Genomic DNA, 19,757 nt, shown 5'->3' on the forward strand with positions numbered 1-19,757 from the left:
CCTGCTTATTCACACACCTCGGCAGGAGATTAAGCGAAGTTTCCTCCGCACCTGCTGTCTACGGTATAACGTATTCATTTATACAACGTCCCTAATTATAATTTAATTAGGGACGATAAGTCAATACTAAATTTTATTATTTAGCGAAATTGGAAACATCAACTTTGATTCCAGGACCCATCGTTGATGAAACAGCAGCATTACGCATATAAGTCCCTTTTGATGCTTGAGGCTTAGCTTTTATCAGGGCATCTGTGATCGCTTCGAAGTTCTCCGTAAGCTTTTCTTTGTCGAAAGAAGCTTTTCCGATTGGAACGTGGATGTTAGCAGCTTTATCAACACGGTATTCAACTTTACCAGCTTTGATTTCGTTAACTGCTTTCTCTACTTCAAACGTTACAGTACCTGTTTTAGGGTTTGGCATTAGACCTTTTGGTCCTAGCACTCGGCCAAGCTTACCTACTTCAGCCATCATATCAGGAGTAGCAACAACTACATCAAAGTCGAACCAGCCTTGATTAATACTATTAATCAGGTCTTGTTCGCCTACGTAGTCAGCACCTGCTTCTTCTGCTTCTTTCGCTTTATCACCTTTAGCGAAAACAAGAACACGCTGGGATTTACCCGTACCGTGTGGAAGCACCATAGCTCCGCGAATTTGCTGATCCGCTTTCTTAGGATCAACACCTAGACGGAATGCCGCTTCAACTGTTTCATCAAAGTTCGCTTTAGACGTCTCTTTTACAAGATCGATTGCTTCTTGTACATTATAAGATTTCGTACGATCAACAAGTTTTTGAAGTTCTTGTTGTCTTTTACTTTTTTTAGCCATTTTAATTTCCTCCTTGTTGTGGTTTTAACGGATTAACCTCCCACGAATAAAGGTTGCGAAAGAAGTTAAACTCCTATTTCGCAACCTTTAACTCCATCAGAGTGACGTTGTGGGATTAGTCTTCAACTGTAATTCCCATGCTTAGCGCAGTACCTTCAACCATGCGCATTGCAGCATCAACGTCAGCAGCGTTTAAGTCAGGCATTTTTGTTTCCGCGATTTCGCGAACTTGATCGCGATTAACAGAAGCTACCTTGTTACGGTTCGGCTCACCAGAACCGGATTCGATACCTGCCGCTTTCTTAAGAAGAACAGCAGCTGGTGGAGTTTTGGTAACAAATGTAAATGAACGGTCTTCAAATACCGTAATTTCAACCGGAATAATCATACCCGCTTGATCTTGCGTACGAGCGTTGAACTCCTTACAGAAACCCATGATATTAATACCAGCTTGACCTAGTGCCGGTCCTACCGGTGGTGCTGGGTTTGCTTTACCTGCAGGAATCTGAAGTTTTACAACTTTAATAACTTTTTTAGCCACGAGACACACCTCCTTAAAGTCCGTGATGTGGTAATAGGGTTTACCCCTCCCACTCATCGCAATATGCTTAAAACGCCTCTTCATCCGAGGCACATATAGAACATAAAAATTCTAGCATCTTTATATTCATAATGCAAGGGTAGGATGATATTTTATAGTTTTTCTATCTGAGAAAAATCCAGCTCAACCGGTGTTTCCCGACCAAACATGTTGACGTGAACTTTCACTTTTTGTTTATCAGTGTCAATATATTCGATTGTTCCAGTGAAATTAGCAAAAGGTCCATCAGTCACTTTTACACTTTCTTTCACTTCTAAGTTCACTTCAGTTTTCGGTTGTTCATTCATACCCATGCGTTTTAGTACAGTCTCTGCTTCTTCGGGCAGGAGAGGGATGGGCTTTGAGCCCGAACCAGTAGAGCCAACGAACCCGGTAACGCCTGGTGTATTTCGAACAACGTACCACGAATCATCTGTCATGACCATCTCAGCCAGTACGTAGCCAGGGAATACTTTCTTTTTGTTAATTTTCTTTTTACCATTTTTAATTTCCGTCTCTTCATCTTCAGGGACAAGAACGCGAAAGATCTTATCTTCCATTCCCATCGATTCAACACGTTTCTCTAAGTTCGCCCTTACTTTGTTTTCATAACCTGAATAGGTGTGAACAACATACCATCTTTTTTCCATTATCTCAGGACAAATACTTGCCCTTCCCTCCCTTATTTTAAATTAGAATTTTTCTCCAACATAAAAAACCCGCTGAACGGGTTTTTTGTAAGTCTATTTACAAGTATAGCACAAAATCAACTCTACTATTCTTTAGAAATAAGTTCAAGCACCTCAGAAATCCCAAGGTCCACAATAGCAAAGAATACGGCAACAAAAATAACTGTACTTAAAACAGTAATGGTGTACCGTGTAAGTTCCTGTCCCTTAGGCCAGCTCACTTTGCGCATTTCTCGAGCTACGTTTTTAAAAAACTTAAACATGCTGCAAATACCCCCAAACTTGCGCCTGCCGGCTTTCTTTCTCTATTTCGTTTCGCGATGTAAGGTATGTTTGCCACACTTCTTACAAAACTTACGAACTTCCAGACGGTCGGATTGATTAGATCGGTTAGTATATGAACTATAATTACGACTTTGGCATTCTGTACAGGCGAGCACTACTTTTTTTCTCATACGTTCTCACCTCGTTACTAGAGGTTTACACACTCAACAAATGTAGCACGCTTCAAACATACTGTCAATCTGTGTTTTATAGTGTGATTTCGCTTACTTCCAGGTACTTTTCAAGCTTTCTTTTAACCCGTTGTAGGGCGTTATCGATCGATTTAACATGTCGATTTAATTCAACCGAGATCTCCTGATAGGACTGCCCGTCCAAGTAAAGAGCAAGGACTTTTTTCTCGAGATCACTTAAAAGCTCAGAAATCTTCTCTTCCATATCACAGAACTTTTCTTTATTCACGATTAATTCTTGAGGATCTATTGCTTTCGATCCAGCTATTACATCAAGCAAAGTTCGATCTGACTCTTCATCATAAATGGGCTTGTCTAAGGAAACGTAGGAATTCAATGGAATGTGCTTTTGGCGTGTGGCGGTTTTGATAGCGGTAATAATCTGACGGGTGACACATAATTCTGCGAAAGCTTTAAACGAAGATAACTTACCTTCCTGGTAATCTCGTATCGCTTTATAAAGACCGATCATTCCTTCTTGAACAATATCTTCACGATCTGCACCAATAAGAAAATACGTTCGGGCTTTTGCGCGAACGAAATTCTTATACTTATTAATTAAATAATCAAGAGATTGGACCTCTCCCTGATTAATTCGTTCGATGATTGTTTCGTCATCAAGTTTGCTAAGATCCAACTCGTTGATGTCTTTCTCCGTTTGAATGATGCTCACTCAGGATCCCCCCGACCGTGCTGCCTCAATATAGCAATATTATACAGTAAGCGTTTCAAAAGCGTCAACAAGTTGTCAGAATTATTTATCTCCTCGGCGCCACTTTTCAAAGAGTTCTCTTACTTCTTTATTCATTGGTATCTTGGGCTGGTACTGAACCTGGTTCTGAGTTTCGACATCTTTTTTAATTTGTTTTTCAATGTTTTTCACTTCAATATAAAGCTCTCTGGCAGACTTTCGAAAGGCTCCTTGTCCAAAAATTGTTCGCTGTTCGGCATAATCCGAGGTCGCTACATATACTTGAGTTCGGACATCATTTAGTTCTCCCGCGAGCTTTTCAATCCGTTCATCCGCTGTTTCATTTTCTTTCGTAAAAATAACTTCCACTTTGTAATTTTTTTGTTTTTTGGCAACACCTCGAACATGATAGGCATCAAAGATCACGATGATCCGGTCTCCGGTGTAGGACTGGTACTCGGCCATCATTTCAATTAAAAGATCTCTTGCCTGACCAAAATCTTCTTCTTTTAATCTTTTTAATTCAGGCCAGGCCCCTATCATGTTGTACCCATCAACTATTAGAACATTCATTATTACTCACCGACAGGGCGGCGCTTTCTATACACTTCGTACATTAATAAAGAAGCAGCAACGGATGCATTCAGAGAGGTTACTTTACCAGCCATGGGAAGACTTACGGTCCAATCACATTTATCTTTCGTCAGACGGCTCATTCCTCGTCCCTCGCTTCCAATCACAAGCGCGATCGGCATATTCCCGTCCAGCCTCCGGTAATCTTCCGTACCATCTGCGTCTGTTCCGACTACCCACACAAATCTTTCTTTCAATTCGTCGATCGTTCTCGCAAGATTGGTTACTCTAGCTACGGGAATATACTCAATAGCTCCAGTAGACGTTTTAGCCACCGTAGAGGTAAGGGCCACTGAACGTCGTTTTGGTATAATCACGCCGTGCGCTCCGCTTGCATCCGCAGTTCTTAAAATTGACCCAAGATTATGAGGATCTTCAATTTCATCGCAAATGATGAAAAATGGCGGCTCCCCTTTTTCTTCAGCTTTAGCAAACAAGTCCTCAAGGTCACTGTACTCATAAGCTGCTACCGAAGCTGCTACCCCCTGATGATTACCCTCGACAAGCTGATCAATCTTCTTTTTGGGTACTTTCTGCACAATAACCCCATTCTCTTTAGCTGCCTGCTCCAGTTTTTTATAGGCCTGATGTTGAAGCTGCTCGGACACTATGACTTTATTAATAGCCCTTCCTGATTTCAAGGCTTCCTGCACGGGGTTCTTTCCTATAATCCATTCGTTATTCACCTTCTCCACTCCTTTCTTCAACAAATTGGATCGTCTTTTCAATTAATTCGTCCAGTCGCTCGGTTTTTCCAGATAAATAGAGAAAACCAAGAACCGCTTCAAAACCAGTTGAATAACGATACGTTTGTACATTGGTGCTCTTAGGTACAGAGCCGGACTTGGCATTCCTGCCTCTCCTGAGTATGGCTTGTTCTTCTTCTGTCAATATTCCTTCTTCCTGCCAATACCCTACCGCCCTAGCCTGGGAAACGGCAGAAACGAATTTCACGGCTGCTTTATGCAGCCGTTGAGGTTGTATTTTTCCACTTTCTAAAAGATGCTTCCTGACATACAACTCATAAACAGAATCTCCCATGTAGGCAAGCGCCAGGCTTTTCATTTGTTTCACATCGTTTATGGTCATAGGGTCAGCCCCTCTTCCAACGTGTACCCTGGGAAGTGTCTTCCAATATAATATTTCTGTCTTTTAACTCATCACGGATCTGATCGGCTCTTTCAAAATTACGATCTTTTCTTGCCTGCTTCCGCTCTTCAATCAGAGCATCAATCTCTTCATCCAGCAATTCCGACTGGGTTTCAATCTCAAGACCAAGAACCATCATCAGTTCTTTCAACGTATTCTCATAAGCCTCAAGTACACTTGTATGGGTTTGTTCTTCCTGAAGATAAAGATTAGCTGATTTAGTAAGGTCGAATAAAACAGAAATGGCGTTTGCCGTATTAAAATCATCATCCATTTCTTGAATAAACTGCTCCTTGTAAGCTTCTATTTCCTTAATCCAGCGATCCGAATCATTTTGAAGGTTCATGCTGGCAGATTTACGATGCCTTATATTCTCATAAGCATTACGAATACGGTCAAAACTGCTTTTCGCGCCTTTTAATAATTCATCACTGAAATTAATAGGGTGACGGTATTGAACACTAAGCATAAAGAAGCGAATCACTTGAGGGTCATGCTTTTTCACAAGATCGTGTGCAAGAATGAAGTTCCCAAGGGATTTAGACATCTTTTCATTTTCAATATTAATATACCCGTTGTGCATCCAGTAACGCGCAAATGACTGGTCATTATGTGCTTCTGACTGGGCGATTTCATTTTCGTGGTGAGGGAAAGTCAAATCTTGTCCGCCGGCATGAATATCGATGGTTTCCCCTAAATACTTTTTAGCCATAGCGGAACATTCAATGTGCCACCCCGGGCGTCCATTCCCCCACGGACTTTCCCATGATATTTCGTCTGGCTTGGCTTCCTTCCATAATGTGAAATCAAGCGGGTCTTCCTTTTTGTCTCCCACCTCTATGCGAGCACCAGATCTCAGTTCATTAACGGACTGATGAGAAAGCTTGCCATAATTATCAAAGGAACGAGTTCGGAAATATACATCCCCTTTTGCTTCATAGGCGTACCCTTTATCAATCAGACCTTTTACAAAATCAATAATTTCATCCATGTTTTCAGTAACACGCGGATGATCGACTGCTTCTTTCACGCCAAGCGCGCCTACGTCTTCTTTGTAGGCATCTATAAAGCGGTTAGCGATATCAGGAACCTCTTCGCCTAACTCATTTGCCGCTTTAATAAGTTTGTCATCTACATCCGTAAAGTTCAGAACGTAATGCACATCGTAGCCCCGGTATTCAAAATATCTGCGTACCGTATCAAATACAATAGCAGGACGGGCATTCCCAATATGAATATAGTTGTAAACGGTTGGCCCGCAGACATACATTTTCACTTTATCCTCTTCCAAAGGCTGGAATGGTTCTTTTTTTCGTGTCAGCGTGTTGTATATTTGAATACTCATGCTAGTTCACTCCTTTAGCTTCTTTTACTTCCTCTTGTAACTGCTTAATTTCCTTTTCTAACTGGTTGATACGATCATAAACTGGATCTGGAAGCTTATGATGATCGAGATCTTTCTGCTGTACTTTCTTCCCGTCCTGCACGACCACGTGGCCCGGTATTCCAACTACGGTTGAATTATGGGGGACGTCGTGGAGGACGACTGATCCAGCTCCTACTTTAGAATTCTCTCCAATTGTGATGGATCCCAGAACCTTTGCTCCTGTAGCTACCAAAGAATTGTCCAGTAAGGTTGGATGACGCTTCCCTTTTTCCTTGCCTGTACCGCCCAGTGTAACGCCCTGAAACAAAGTAACATTGTCTCCTATTTCACACGTTTCTCCTATGACTACTCCCATTCCGTGATCAATGAAAAAACGACGGCCGATTTTGGCCCCAGGGTGAATTTCTATCCCGGTAAAGAAGCGGCTTAATTGGGAAATCACTCTGGCCAGAAAGAAAAATTTCTTTTTATAGAATGCATGGGCAACCCGGTGGGCCCAGATAGAGTGCAAACCTGAATACGTTAAAATGACTTCAACGTAAGAACGAGCAGCAGGATCTTGATCAAAAACGACATCTACATCTTCCTTAAACATCTTAAAAATCCCCATTTGCTCTCCTCCTTTGTTAACCAATAGTGGGAATCAAGCTACAAAAAACGCGCCTCCGTGCCCTAAGGCACAGAGACGCGTTCCGCGTGGTTCCACTCTGCTTGGGAAAATTGATTCCCCTCTTCAGCCTTGCTAACGGAAGGTAACCGCTTCAGCCTACTTGTTTCGGCAGAAGACTCAGAGGTGCATTTCAAAGCGGTCCCAAATAATCACTTTCAGCCGGGGGTGATTTTCTCTGTGTATGGGAAACCTCTTCTACTTCTCCTCATCAACGTTTCTTATTGGTAACTCTACTATATGACATAAGAAGTCATTTGTGAAAAGTTTAGCCTTGAAGTTTGTTTAATACATCATCTAAACGGACATTGACTGTCTCCAGACCAAGCAGGTGAATAGCATTAGGCAGTTCAGGACCGTGTGTTTGGCCGGTAGTAGCTACACGAATCGGCATGAAAAGCTTTTTCCCTTTATGGCCGGTTTCTTTTTGTACAGCTTTAACCTGTTTCTTAATTGCTTCTGGTGTGAATTCATCCAATTCATTTAACTTTTTCTTGAATGTATCAAGCACTTCCGGCACCTGTTCGCCTTCCAGCACTTCCATAGCGTTCTCATCATATTGTATTTCCTGTTTGAAGAATAATTCCGTAAGCTCTACAATTTGCGCGCCATAATCCAATTGCTCCTGGTAGAGAGCAATTAATTCATGAACCCAATCCCGGTCGGACGCACTCATATTCTCTGAAACGCGGCCCGCTTCAATGAGATGAGGCAGAGTTAATTCTACTACACGATCAAACTCAGCTGATTTAATATACTGGTTGTTCATCCACTTCAGTTTTGCAGGATCAAAAACCGCTGCTGAAGTAGAGAGACGATCAGCATCGAATATTTCAATCAGTTGATCCTGAGTGAAGATTTCTTCTTCGCCTACCGGTGACCAGCCAAGCAAAGTAATAAAGTTAAATAACGATTCAGGTAAATAACCTAAGTTTTTATACTGCTCAATGAACTGCAGAATATGTTCATCACGCTTGCTTAGCTTTTTACGATTTTCATTCAGAATGAGTGTCATATGCCCAAACTTAGGGGGCTCCCATCCAAACGCTTCATATACCATCATTTGCTTAGGTGTATTTGAGATATGCTCTTCACCGCGTAGTACGTGAGTGATAGCCATAAGGTAATCATCCACTGCTACGGCAAAGTTGTAGGTCGGGGTTCCGCTTTTCTTTACAATAACCCAGTCCCCAAAATCACTGGATTCGAACGTGATGTTTTCACGGACGATATCGTTAAACGTATAGGTATGGTTTTCAGGTACACGCAGACGAATACTCGGTTCGCGTCCTTCCGCTTCAAACTGCTCAATCTGCTCCTGACTTAAGTCACGATGAGCCCCTGAATACTTTGGTGCTTCTCCACGTGCAATTTGTGCTTCTCGTTCTGCTTCCAACTCTTCTGCTGTCATATAACATTTATATGCCAGTCCGCGCTCAAGCAGATCATCTACATATTTTTGGTAAAGATCGAGACGCTCCATTTGACGATAAGGTCCATATTCCCCACCCTTATCCGGGCTTTCGTCCCAATCAATTCCCAGCCAGCGTAAATAATTAAGCTGGCTTTGTTCTCCACCTTCTACATTTCGTTTTTCATCTGTGTCCTCAATGCGGATGACCATCTTTCCTCCCGCATTTCTTGCAAACAAATAGTTGAACAGGGCCGTTCTAGCATTCCCAATATGAAGATGGCCGGTCGGACTGGGTGCATAACGTACTCGAACTTCATTCGACATAATTGTACTCCTTTCGTTACCGTTCCTTTTTTTCAGTTTTATTTTATCATTTTTTTGTCAGGCTTGTTGATCTTTTTGCAAAAGAACGACGGCTTGAGCCGCGATTCCTTCTTTCCTTCCAGTAAAACCTAGTTTTTCAGTAGTAGTAGCTTTTACATTAATCTGTTTCGTCTCCGCGTCCAATAAAGAAGCTATATTCTCACGGATCTCCTCCACAAAGGGAGCCATTTTGGGGGCTTGCGCAATGACCGTACAATCGACATTTCCAAGTACATACCCCTGTGCTTTTACAAATTTCCAGACCTGCTCAAGAAGCATACCAGAATCGGCGTTTTTATATTCAGGGTCTGTATCAGGAAAGTGTTTGCCAATATCTCCTTCTCCAATTGCGCCTAAACAGGCATCGGCAATGGTATGAAGAAGAACATCAGCATCCGAGTGTCCAAGAAGCCCTTTTTCGTGAGGAATTTCAACTCCCCCAATGATGCACTTACGTCCTTCCGTCAGCTGGTGTACATCAAAACCTTGACCAATTCGAAACATAGGATTCTCCACTTCCTTTCCTTTACGCTGGTTTTGTATATAAGATTCTGCTTTATGTAAGTCCTCTGGCGTCGTTAGTTTGATGTTATCATAGCTTCCCTCAACAATCGCCACTTCTTCTCCCAGGATTTCGACCAAGGAAGCATCATCCGTCCCATAGTATCCGCTCTCCTGTGCTTTTTGATGCGCTCTATAGATTAATGAAAAAGTGAAACTCTGAGGTGTCTGGGCTGCCCATAGCGTCTTTCGATCCAACGTGCTAAGAAATTGATCATTCTTCTGTTTGATCGTATCTGTGACAGGAACCGCTAATAGTGCAGCATCCTTTTCAATCGTACGCTCGGCCAATTCATGCAAGAGCTCTTGTTTAACAAAAGGACGTGCTCCGTCATGGATAAATACGGGCAGATTTGTATTATTTACGGCTTTTAATCCCGCAAACACACTATCCTGCCTCTCCTCTCCCCCATTTACCAGCTGAATATCTTTATTTAAAGAATAAGCTCGAAGAAGTTCTTCCATCTGTTGTCTTTCTTTTGGATTCGTCACTAAAACGATTTCGTCACACCATTCGTCTTTATCAAAAACGGAGAGTGTATGTAATATTAACGGTTGATCTTCTATTTTTAAAAACTGCTTATTTTTACCAGCCAGCATGCGCTTGCCCTGCCCTGCTGCAAGTATCACTGCCGTATAATTTATCATAGTATCCATCCTAAACTGGTTTAAACCATAAAATAACCACTATAACTATCTCTGTAAATAACAAAAGCGATAACACCCCGGTTATCACTTTTGTTAGTCTCTATTTGTTTATACCGTTTTTAAAGGGCTTTTTCAAGTGATTTCGGTTTAGCAAAAATCATTCGGCCCGCAGATGTCTGAAGGACACTGGTAACGACAACTTCAATTGTCTTTCCAATATAACTTTTTCCTTCTTCTACTACGATCATCGTGCCATCATCTAAATAGGCTACACCCTGATTTTGTTCCTTCCCGTCTTTGATCACCTGTATACTCATTTCTTCACCGGGAAGTACGACTGGTTTCACTGCATTGGCAAGGTCGTTAATATTCAACACTTGGACATTTTGAAATTCACATACTTTATTTAAATTAAAGTCATTCGTAACAACAATCCCATTCATAACCTTAGCCAGTTTAACCAGTTTACTATCTACTTCCTGAATATCTTCAAAGTCTCCCTCATAGATCTCAACATTGACTGGGAGATCTTTCTGGAGACGGTTCAAAATATCAAGTCCGCGACGACCGCGGTTCCTTTTCAATCCATCAGAAGAATCTGCAATATGCTGGAGCTCTTCCAGAACGAACTGAGGAATCACAATGGTTCCTTCAAGGAAATGGGTCTCACAAATATCTGCAATACGGCCATCAATAATCACGCTCGTATCCAGAATTTTTTCTTTTGGAATTAATGAACTGTCTACTCCTGCAGGCGCAGGAGATGAAGAAACTCCTTCATCGGCTTTATCTTTTTTCGAAACCATGTTCAAGAACTCGTCCTTACGTTTGAATCCCACCTGGAAACCGAAGTAACCCAGTAGAAAGGTTAAGAAAATCGGCACCACCTGATTAACCACTTGAATTTGAATATCTTGCACCGGGATATTGACTAGATAGGCAACAATCAGACCAACAATTAACCCAAGGCTGCCAAATAATAGATCGGCGACAGGCGCCCGTACCAGGGTGTCCTCAATCCATCTAAGAAAATCTACAATATAATCCACGATCCAAAATGTTAATAAAAATAAAATAAGTGCTCCAAGTACGGCCCCTAAAACTGCTTGCATCCAATTCTGCCAAGTGAGTCCCATGGCTGTAAACAATTCTGGAAAATAGAGGTAACCGATCGTTCCACCGGTTATGACAATAAACAACTGTACAATTCGTTTAAGCACTTGTATCCACCTCCTCACTCACAGTATGACCAAACCTCACACCTAATAACCGTGTAATAAGAGGAATGATGCTTTATAAAATAGCATAGTTTCCAAAAAAAGTCAATCTCCAGAACGATTTATCATACCATATTCATAGCGAATAAGTCAATAGAATCATATATGACGATCTACAAATAGCTGCTCTTGTATCCGTTCTAAACCATCCCGAATTTTCGTCGCCCTTATCTCTCCTACCCCATCTACTCCTACCAGATCCTTTTGAGAAGCCTGAATCATATCGTCCAGGGTTCCAAACCTTTCTACTAGATGCTCAATAATTAAAGGCGGAAGACGAGGGATACGGCTTAAAATCCTGTAACCTCTAGGGTGAAGCGGATCCGACATCTTCGTATTAGGAGAATACCCTAACAGCTTCAGCACCTGTTCATCTGACAACAACTCGGGATTTGTTACTTCCTGCATTTTTCTTAAAATATAGTATGGTTCGTAGTCAGGACGCTTACTGTAATCTTTTAAAAGTAAGGCGGCCTCTTCTTCAATATTCGATACCAGCTCTGTCATCTGCAGTTGAATTAAACGTCCTTCGGTTCCGAGTTCATTCACATAGTTAAGAATTTCTGTTTTCGTACGAAGCACCATTTCCACCCGGTGTACCACTTGAATGACTTCCGAAAAGGAGACCATGTTTTCAAATTCCATTGCACCGAGGTTGGTTATGGACTGATCCAGCACATTTTTGTATTTCTCCAAGGTCTGTATGGCCTGATTAGCTTTAGTTAATATTACGCCAATGTCCTTCAAGGAATACCGCAGAGACCCTTTATATAGAGTAATAACATTCCTCCGCTGTGATATGGCAATAACTAAAGAGCCTGTCTGCTTGGCTACACGCTCCGCCGTTCGATGGCGCATCCCAGTCTCCGTTGAAAGAATGTCCGGGTCGGGCATAAGCTGCGCATTAGCATATAGGATTTTGGTAGCCTCATCGTTTAGAATCAGCGCCCCGTCCATCTTAGCCAGCTCATACAAGTGTGCAGGGGTAAAATCTGATTGGATATTAAATCCGCCATCTACCAAATCCCGAATGACTTCATCATAACCAAGGACGATCAACCCTCCTGTATTAGCCCTCAGCACATTATCGATACCATCACGGAGCGGCGTCCCTGGAGCCACAAGCTTCAAAATTTCTCCTATACCATTCTCTTTCATATCATGCCATTCCATTTATGCGTCCCCCAATGTAACCTTCATAGCTTCCTGTACCGTACTTACACCTACCACTTCAATTGAAGAAGAAGGCTTCCACCCATCCAGGTTTTTCTTAGGAATAATCACACGCTTGAAACCTAACTTCGCAGCTTCCTGCACACGCTGTTCAATACGGGCGACACGTCGCACCTCTCCTGTCAGACCGACCTCTCCCACTACTACATCTTCAGCCTTGGAAACTTGATCTCTAAAGCTTGAAGCAATGCTGAGTGCAACAGCTAAGTCTATCGCAGGCTCATCCAGCTTCACTCCCCCTGCTACTTTCACATAAGCATCCTGATTTTGTAAAAGGAGACCGGCCCGCTTTTCTAAAACGGCCATGAGTAATGGTACACGGTTGTTATCAAGCCCTGTAGCCATTCTTCTTGGATTCCCGTAGGCAGTAGGAGATATTAGAGACTGTATTTCTACAAGTACAGGACGTGTACCTTCCATAGATGCAACCACAACAGAGCCGGCTGCACCTTGAGACCTTTCTTCCAGGAAAATTTCTGATGGATTTAATACCTCGACTAATCCCTGTTCTTTCATTTCAAAAATGCCCATCTCGTGCGTACTTCCAAAACGGTTTTTTACACTTCTGAGTATTCGGAACGTATGGTGTCTTTCCCCTTCGAAATATAAAACGGCGTCTACCATATGCTCAAGAAGTCTAGGTCCTGCTATAGAACCTTCCTTAGTAACATGCCCTACAATAAAAATCGGAATACCTTTGTTTTTGGCTATTCTCATTAATTGACTGGTACATTCTCTAACTTGAGATACGCTTCCTGGAGCTGATGTAACATCTTCTTTGAAAATGGTCTGAATGGAATCAATCACCACAAACTCTGGCTCTATAGCTTCAATTTGATTAAGAACATCCTGCAGATTTGTTTCAGATAATACGTAGAGTTCATCTGAGGTTATATTTAATCGTTCTGCTCTTAACTTAGTTTGTCTTGAAGATTCTTCGCCAGAGATGTAAAGAACAGGCTTATTTTTATTGGCAAGCTGAGCCGATACTTGAAGTAATAATGTTGATTTCCCTATCCCCGGATCTCCACCAATTAAAACCAGGGACCCCGCTACGATACCGCCGCCAAGTACACGGTTAAACTCTGGCATATCCGTTGGGAGACGTGGTTCCTTTTCGGATTTTATAGAATTAATTTTTTCTGGTTTTGTTTTTGTGGAAGTGGAACTAGTCTGAAACACATGGCGGGAATTCGGACTGGGAGCACTCACTTCTTCAACGAGTGTATTCCATTGTTGACACCCTGGACATTTGCCCATCCATTTCGCCGTTTCGTAACCACATTCCTGGCAAACAAACTTTGTCTTTCTTTTTGCCAAGATTACTCGCCCCTTCCCTTCTAGTTTATACGATTATGATTGTGAAAAAGTTTCACATGCATATCAATTAGATTAATTTCCTCTTACTAAAAGCATATAGGAATAAGAAAAAAACCGGAAGGCAAACGCCTTCCGATTTTTAAATTTAGCACTTAACAGCTATGGTTTATTTAATTTGTAGATTCCTGCTCTGAATAAACAACGAATTCATTATTGTCATTCAAGTCAATTTTCACGGATTGACCTTTAGCAATATTCTCTTTTAGCAACTCTTCAGATAGAAGATCTTCAACGTTTTTCTGAATAGAGCGGCGCAGCGGGCGTGCTCCGTATTCAGGGTCGAATCCTGTTTCTGCAATATGCTCAATAGCTTTATCAGATAAGGTGAAGTTGATCTCCTGCTCCTGCAGACGTTTTCTCAACTCTTCTGCCATTAAGGTTACGATATCTTTCATGTGTTTTCTTTCTAGTGAATGGAAGACGATAGTTTCATCAATACGGTTAAGGAATTCTGGACGGAACGCTTTCTTCAGTTCATCCGTAACTTTAGATTTCATATCTTTATAACTCTGGTTCGAGTCATCCATACTGAAGCCGACGTATTTATTACTTTTCAGCTCCTGTGCACCTACGTTAGAGGTCATAATCAGTACGGTGTTACGGAAGTCTACTACGCGTCCTTTAGAATCTGTTAAACGGCCATCTTCCAGCACTTGAAGTAAAATGTTAAATACTTCAGGGTGCGCTTTTTCCACCTCATCCAACAGGACAACAGAGTAAGGTTTGTTACGGACTTTTTCAGTCAGTTGACCGCCCTCTTCGTAGCCTACATAGCCAGGAGGTGAGCCTACTAGTCTAGAGGTGCTGTGTTTTTCCATATACTCAGACATGTCTATACGAATCATAGCATCCTCTTCACCAAACATGCTTTCTGCCAGCGCGCGAGCCAATTCAGTTTTACCTACTCCGGTTGGTCCCAGGAAAATGAAGGAGCCAATTGGGCGTTTCGGATCTTTTAGACCTGCCCTTGCACGACGGATAGCTTTAGATATTGATTTAACAGCTTCGTCCTGACCAATAACACGGTTATGAAGTGTTTCTTCCAGTTGAAGAAGACGTTCACTTTCATCTTTCGTCATTTTGGATACAGGAACTCCTGTCCAAGTGGATACGACAGAAGCAATATCTTCTACCGTAACTTCTGAATCCTCTTGCCCTTGTTTTTCTTTCCATTCATCTTTTGTTTCATCCAGTTCATCGCGTAAACGCTGTTCACTGTCTCTCAGAGAAGCCGCTTTTTCAAATTCCTGGCTTTGAACAGCTGCATCTTTTTCCTTACGAACTTCTTCAAGTTTTTGTTCAAGTTCTTTTAAGTTCGGCGGAGCTGTATAAGAACGCAGACGAACTTTTGATGCTGCTTCATCAATTAGATCGATCGCTTTATCTGGAAGGAAACGATCTGTAATATAACGGTCTGAAAAACGAACGGCAGACTCAATAGAGTCATCAGGTATGGTTACTCTATGGTGTGCTTCATAACGATCGCGCAGACCTTGAAGGATTTGCACTGATTCATCAAGGGTTGGTTCATCTACTTGGATAGGCTGGAAACGACGCTCAAGTGCAGCATCTTTTTCAATATACTTACGATATTCATCAAGAGTAGTGGCACCGATACACTGTAGTTCTCCACGGGCAAGTGACGGCTTCAGAATGTTAGAAGCATCAATAGCACCTTCTGCACCACCTGCACCAATTAAGGTGTGAAGTTCATCAATAAATAGAATGATATTACCGGCCTGGCGAATTTCTTCCATTACTTTTTTCAAGCGGTCTTCAAATTCACCACGGTATTTTGTGCCCGCAACCACGGTTCCCATATCCAGGGTCATTACGCGTTTATCACGAAGTATCTCTGGTATTTCATTATTAATAATCTGCTGGGCAAGACCCTCTGCGATGGCTGTTTTACCTACACCCGGTTCACCTACTAGTACCGGATTATTTTTGGTACGACGGCTGAGCACCTGAATAACTCGTTCAATCTCTTTGCCTCTTCCAATAACAGGATCAATATTGCCCTCTTTAGCAATTGTCGTTAAGTCTCGAGCCAGTGAATCAAGCGTTGGTGTATTTGCACTGGCTGCCTGACCTCCAGATCCCCCTCCACGACGATTTTGACCGCCGGTGGACTCATTATTGCCAAGAAGCTGCAACACTTGCTGACGTGCTTTATTCAGGCTTACACCGAGGTTATTAAGCACTCGGGCAGCTACACCTTCTCCTTCACGGATTAAGCCGAGAAGAATGTGTTCTGTTCCTACATATGAATGACCAAGTTTACGTGCTTCATCCATGGATAATTCGATAACTTTCTTGGCGCGGGGAGTATAGTGAATGGTCTGGGAAACCTTTTCACCTTTTCCAATCAGTTTTTCTACTTCCTGCTGAATTTTTGAAGCTTCCAGACCTAGTGCGGTTAATGATTTAGCCGCTATTCCTTCTCCTTCACTTACTAAACCAAGCAGAATATGCTCTGTGCCGATGTTATTGTGTCCTAAACGAACAGCTTCTTCTTGTGCTAGTGCAAGTACTTTCTGAGCTCTTTCTGTAAAACGCCCAAACATCATGGACATTCCCTCCTAACATTTATTCTTCATTTTCTAATTGAAGTCGTTCTCTAATTAGTGAAGCTCTGCGTACATCACGCTCATCTGGATTTAGAGAGGCTTTAGCATATTGTTGCAAAAACCCGGGCTGAGTTAAAATCATCAGCTCATTTAAAATAGTTCTTGGGATATCGTCAATAAGTTTAAGATCAATTCCCAGCCTCAAATCAGATAAACATTTGGCAGCCTCTTTAGACTCTATGATACGGCTGTGCTTTAAAACACCGTAAGAGCGAAATATACGATCCTCCAGTTGAACTCCTGATCGGCTTATCAACGCCTCACGGGCTCGTCTTTCCTGATCAATTAATTGCTTTACTACACTATGCAGATCCTCTACAATGTCCTGCTCCGATTTTCCAAGCGTAATCTGGTTGGAAATCTGATAGATGTTTCCAAGAGCCTCGCTTCCTTCACCGTATATTCCTCTAACAACAAGTCCAAGCTGGTTAATTGCCGGGGTCATACGATTGATCTGCTGGGTCATGGATAAGGCCGGAAGGTGCATCATCACTGAAGCCCTCATGCCCGTGCCCACATTAGTTGGACAGGCTGTTAAATAACCTCTTTTTTCGTCAAAAGCATAGTTGATTTTTTCTTCAAGCCAATCATCCAGCTGGGAAGCCTGCTCCAGAGCTTTATCCAATTGAAAACCAGGAAAATACAACTGCAATCGTATATGGTCTTCCTCGTTGATCATAATGGAAACCTGCTCATTTTCTGATATCAAAGCTGCTGAATGCTCAGGTTTTTCCGCCAGATGTGGACTAATGAGATGTTTTTCAACCAGCACCCTTTTTTCCACGGGTTCAAGATCATTCATTTGGACAATCTCAAAGCCCTTGTAATCGCGGAAGGATTGACCTTTATATTCCTCTTTGAAGAAATCCAGAACCTTTTCCAAAGTCTCATCAGAAGCGATTAACGGGAATGGAGAACTGGAGAAATTCCGAGCCAGTCGAATGCGGCTGCTTAATACAATATCACTGTCAGGCCCATCCTGTTTCATCCAAGGACTAAGAGCCTCGTTCATAAATTGCTGCAATGACATTATTGCTCACCATCCTCCCCCTCATGAATTCGGCTTTCCAAAGTTCGGATCTTATCTCTAACTTTCGCTGCTTGCTCGAATTCTTCCTGCTCAATTAATTGTCGAAGATTAGATTTATGTTCATCGAGTTCTCTTTTTAAATGGAGATGGCCACCTTCACGCTTTGGAATTTTACCGTCATGAGTAGTATTTCCGCTGTGAACTCTTCTCAAAACAGGGTTCAAGCGTTCGTCAAATGTTTCATAACAATTCCCGCACCCAAATTTCCCGATTCGCGCAAATTCCTGGTAAGTCATTCCGCAAGTAGGGCATTGCAGCTGAGGAGTTTGTTGCTGGGTGTGAGCTTGTTTTCCTTTAAAAGTAGATGGACTTTCAGAATGGAACAGTCCTGACAAAAGGTTGCTGAGAGAAAAATTTTCTTCTCCGTAACTCATATAACCTTTATCTTTAGCACAATGTTCACAAACGTGAACTTCTGTTTTTTGACCATTTATTACCTGAGTTAAATGAACCGTAGCTTTCCTTTGGTGACACTCCTGGCATTCCATAACGCTCTCTCCCTTCCGATTCAGCCTTTATACTTTAGAGTGAAGAGCATAGCCGTCATCATGCGAGAACGGACTTCATCACGCAGAGGAAGAGGGAACGTGAGGACTTCACGGTCAATAATGCTTCCCATAAGTTTTGCTTCCCTCTCTGTGATTATTCCACTCTCTAATAACCTCTCAATCACATCCGCAGCTGCTGTTTGAGAAACGAGGGGATTAATCATCTCAACAATCTCTTCAATCATATCCGATTCCTTGCGATGCTGGATACGGCTAATGCGAATGTATCCGCCACCGCCACGCTTACTTTCTACTATATAACCTTTTTCCACAGTAAATCGAGTTTTAATCACATAATTAATCTGAGAAGGCACACATTGAAATTGATCAGCTATTTCACTGCGTTTTATTTCAATTGTCTTTTGCTGGTTCTTATTCAAAACCTCTTTCAAATATTCCTCTATTACATCCGAGATATTCCTCATTTTCCCTCCTCCTCTTTTGACTTTGACTATCTTTGACTTTAATTTTATTATACTCAATTTTGTGAGTTACGCAACTAAAATGTTTGGATTACATACACATTCATGATTCCCTAATTTCATTTCTGCTAAAACAAAAAACCATGCCGAATTTTGACATGGTTTTAGAATTTATGATTGATCTGAAGGACTTCTTCGTTACTGGAAAGCTGTTCGATTAATTCAGCACGATTGTACTTTTGGCCTTTATCTATTTCAATAATCAGTTTGTTATGATCTTGCTCCTGTTTCTTAATATTAATTCCTTTAATCCTCAGTTCTCTTTCATCAAAAATTGCAGTGATTGATTGCAATTTAACATCGGATCTTACCTTTAGTTGAAAGATATAAGGTTTCTTCTTATTAAAATTTTCTTTTTCAATTTTATTTAATAGCACTAGACTCAATAATACGATTATAGTAGTTAAGATAGCGACATCATGCATACCGGCACCTACCACTAACCCTATCCCCGCTACTGTCCAAATCGAAGCAGCCGTAGTAAGACCTCTAATAGTTAAGCCATTAACGATAATGGTTCCTGCACCTAAGAAGCCAATACCACTTATCACATAGGAAGGTATACGCGCTGGATCAAATCTTACATTTTCAAATTCATCCATGTAAGATTCAAAGCCGTATAAAGATAGAAGCATCATCAAGCAGGAGCCTACACCGACTAAAATATGAGTCCTAAATCCTGCGGAATGATTCTTTAACTCCCTTTCGAACCCAATCAGCCCAGCTAATATCAAGGCAATTACGATTCTTATAGTAAATGTAAGAAAATCATCATCAAAAAAAACTCCTACTTCCATAAATGTCCCCCTCTCCTTCATAATTTTTCAGATACAGAAAAAACCAGAAGTACAAACTTCTGGTTTTATATTAACGTGGCGGCGTCCTACTCTCACGGGGATCGACCCGACTACCATCGGCGCTGAAGAGCTTAACTTCTGTGTTCGGCATGGGAACAGGTGTGACCTCTTCGCCTTCACCACCACATCAT

The 19,757-nt window shown here is 41.8% G+C and carries 21 protein-coding genes, 1 rRNA gene and 2 other annotated features (1 of these 24 only partly in view); all 22 genes read right to left on the reverse strand.

What is annotated here, in order from left to right; all coding sequences use genetic code 11:
* Positions 1-82, reverse strand: a sequence feature (ribosomal protein L10 leader region) (it extends 72 nt beyond the left edge of the window).
* 54 nt (positions 83-136) lie between these two features.
* The 22 genes from rplA to rrf all read right to left on the reverse strand — a co-directional run bounded on the left by rplA (position 137) and on the right by rrf (position 19,753).
* On the reverse strand, positions 137-832 hold the full coding sequence (gene rplA / locus LCM11_RS19390) for a 50S ribosomal protein L1 (protein ID WP_224895895.1): 696 nt from the start codon (positions 830-832) through the stop codon (positions 137-139).
* Between the two features lie 115 nt (positions 833-947).
* Entirely contained in the window at positions 948-1,373 is a 426-nt protein-coding gene (rplK, locus tag LCM11_RS19395) for a 50S ribosomal protein L11 (protein ID WP_224895896.1), read from the reverse strand.
* Positions 1,374-1,525: 152 nt separating this feature from the next.
* Positions 1,526-2,062 (reverse strand): transcription termination/antitermination protein NusG, encoded by a 537-nt coding sequence (gene nusG, locus LCM11_RS19400; RefSeq protein WP_014641407.1) that lies wholly within the window; start codon positions 2,060-2,062, stop codon positions 1,526-1,528.
* A 125-nt stretch (positions 2,063-2,187) separates the two neighbouring features.
* The gene (gene secE, locus LCM11_RS19405) at positions 2,188-2,364 is read right to left on the reverse strand and encodes a preprotein translocase subunit SecE (protein WP_224895897.1); all 177 of its coding nucleotides are present in this window, start codon (positions 2,362-2,364) and stop codon (positions 2,188-2,190) included.
* A gap of 42 nt (positions 2,365-2,406) precedes the next feature.
* Positions 2,407-2,556 carry a 50S ribosomal protein L33 gene (gene rpmG / locus LCM11_RS19410; protein ID WP_224895898.1) on the reverse strand — a complete coding sequence of 50 codons (150 nt, stop codon included), beginning with the start codon at positions 2,554-2,556 and terminating at the stop codon, positions 2,407-2,409.
* Positions 2,557-2,632: 76 nt separating this feature from the next.
* Positions 2,633-3,289: an RNA polymerase sporulation sigma factor SigH gene (sigH, locus tag LCM11_RS19415; RefSeq protein ID WP_014641404.1), complete on the reverse strand. Its 657-nt coding sequence runs from the start codon at positions 3,287-3,289 to the stop codon at positions 2,633-2,635.
* Between the two features lie 81 nt (positions 3,290-3,370).
* Positions 3,371-3,880 (reverse strand): NYN domain-containing protein, encoded by a 510-nt coding sequence (locus LCM11_RS19420; RefSeq protein WP_089752371.1) that lies wholly within the window; start codon positions 3,878-3,880, stop codon positions 3,371-3,373.
* A 2-nt stretch (positions 3,881-3,882) separates the two neighbouring features.
* Positions 3,883-4,626 (reverse strand): 23S rRNA (guanosine(2251)-2'-O)-methyltransferase RlmB, encoded by a 744-nt coding sequence (rlmB, locus tag LCM11_RS19425; protein WP_014641402.1) that lies wholly within the window; start codon positions 4,624-4,626, stop codon positions 3,883-3,885.
* Positions 4,619-5,029, reverse strand: a complete 411-nt coding sequence (locus tag LCM11_RS19430; RefSeq protein ID WP_224895899.1) for a Mini-ribonuclease 3 — start codon at positions 5,027-5,029, stop codon at positions 4,619-4,621. Before LCM11_RS19430 ends, rlmB begins: the two co-directional genes overlap by 8 nt.
* Positions 5,030-5,033: 4 nt before the next feature.
* Positions 5,034-6,434 carry a cysteine--tRNA ligase gene (cysS, locus tag LCM11_RS19435; RefSeq protein WP_224895900.1) on the reverse strand — a complete coding sequence of 467 codons (1,401 nt, stop codon included), beginning with the start codon at positions 6,432-6,434 and terminating at the stop codon, positions 5,034-5,036.
* A 1-nt stretch (position 6,435) separates the two neighbouring features.
* Positions 6,436-7,086: a serine O-acetyltransferase gene (gene cysE, locus LCM11_RS19440; protein ID WP_224895901.1), complete on the reverse strand. Its 651-nt coding sequence runs from the start codon at positions 7,084-7,086 to the stop codon at positions 6,436-6,438.
* A 68-nt stretch (positions 7,087-7,154) separates the two neighbouring features.
* Positions 7,155-7,367: a binding site (T-box leader), on the reverse strand.
* Positions 7,368-7,411: 44 nt separating this feature from the next.
* Entirely contained in the window at positions 7,412-8,881 is a 1,470-nt protein-coding gene (gltX, locus tag LCM11_RS19445) for a glutamate--tRNA ligase (protein WP_224895902.1), read from the reverse strand.
* 57 nt (positions 8,882-8,938) lie between these two features.
* Positions 8,939-10,138 carry a bifunctional 2-C-methyl-D-erythritol 4-phosphate cytidylyltransferase/2-C-methyl-D-erythritol 2,4-cyclodiphosphate synthase gene (locus LCM11_RS19450; protein ID WP_224895903.1) on the reverse strand — a complete coding sequence of 400 codons (1,200 nt, stop codon included), beginning with the start codon at positions 10,136-10,138 and terminating at the stop codon, positions 8,939-8,941.
* Between the two features lie 110 nt (positions 10,139-10,248).
* A complete protein-coding gene (locus LCM11_RS19455) occupies positions 10,249-11,349 on the reverse strand; it encodes a PIN/TRAM domain-containing protein (protein WP_224895904.1) in 1,101 nt (366 codons plus the stop codon).
* Between the two features lie 156 nt (positions 11,350-11,505).
* Positions 11,506-12,579, reverse strand: a complete 1,074-nt coding sequence (gene disA, locus LCM11_RS19460; RefSeq protein WP_014641395.1) for a DNA integrity scanning diadenylate cyclase DisA — start codon at positions 12,577-12,579, stop codon at positions 11,506-11,508.
* Positions 12,580-13,959: a DNA repair protein RadA gene (gene radA, locus LCM11_RS19465; RefSeq protein ID WP_224895905.1), complete on the reverse strand. Its 1,380-nt coding sequence runs from the start codon at positions 13,957-13,959 to the stop codon at positions 12,580-12,582.
* Between the two features lie 170 nt (positions 13,960-14,129).
* Entirely contained in the window at positions 14,130-16,589 is a 2,460-nt protein-coding gene (gene clpC / locus LCM11_RS19470) for an ATP-dependent protease ATP-binding subunit ClpC (protein ID WP_224895906.1), read from the reverse strand.
* 19 nt (positions 16,590-16,608) lie between these two features.
* Complete coding sequence (locus tag LCM11_RS19475; RefSeq protein ID WP_224895907.1) at positions 16,609-17,679, reverse strand: protein arginine kinase; 1,071 nt, start codon at positions 17,677-17,679, stop codon at positions 16,609-16,611.
* Positions 17,679-18,227, reverse strand: a complete 549-nt coding sequence (locus LCM11_RS19480; protein ID WP_224895908.1) for a UvrB/UvrC motif-containing protein — start codon at positions 18,225-18,227, stop codon at positions 17,679-17,681. Before LCM11_RS19480 ends, LCM11_RS19475 begins: the two co-directional genes overlap by 1 nt.
* 20 nt (positions 18,228-18,247) lie before the next feature.
* Positions 18,248-18,712 carry a CtsR family transcriptional regulator gene (locus LCM11_RS19485; RefSeq protein ID WP_224895909.1) on the reverse strand — a complete coding sequence of 155 codons (465 nt, stop codon included), beginning with the start codon at positions 18,710-18,712 and terminating at the stop codon, positions 18,248-18,250.
* 161 nt (positions 18,713-18,873) lie between these two features.
* Positions 18,874-19,566, reverse strand: coding sequence for an MgtC/SapB family protein (locus LCM11_RS19490; RefSeq protein WP_224895910.1), 693 nt, complete (start codon positions 19,564-19,566; stop codon positions 18,874-18,876).
* Positions 19,567-19,639: 73 nt separating this feature from the next.
* Positions 19,640-19,753: ribosomal RNA gene (rrf, locus tag LCM11_RS19495) — 5S ribosomal RNA — on the reverse strand.
* Between the last annotated feature and the right edge of the window lie 4 nt (positions 19,754-19,757).

Source organism: Halobacillus halophilus (assembly GCF_020171985.1).
In the GTDB taxonomy this organism is placed as follows: domain Bacteria; phylum Bacillota; class Bacilli; order Bacillales; family Halobacillaceae; genus Halobacillus; species Halobacillus halophilus_A.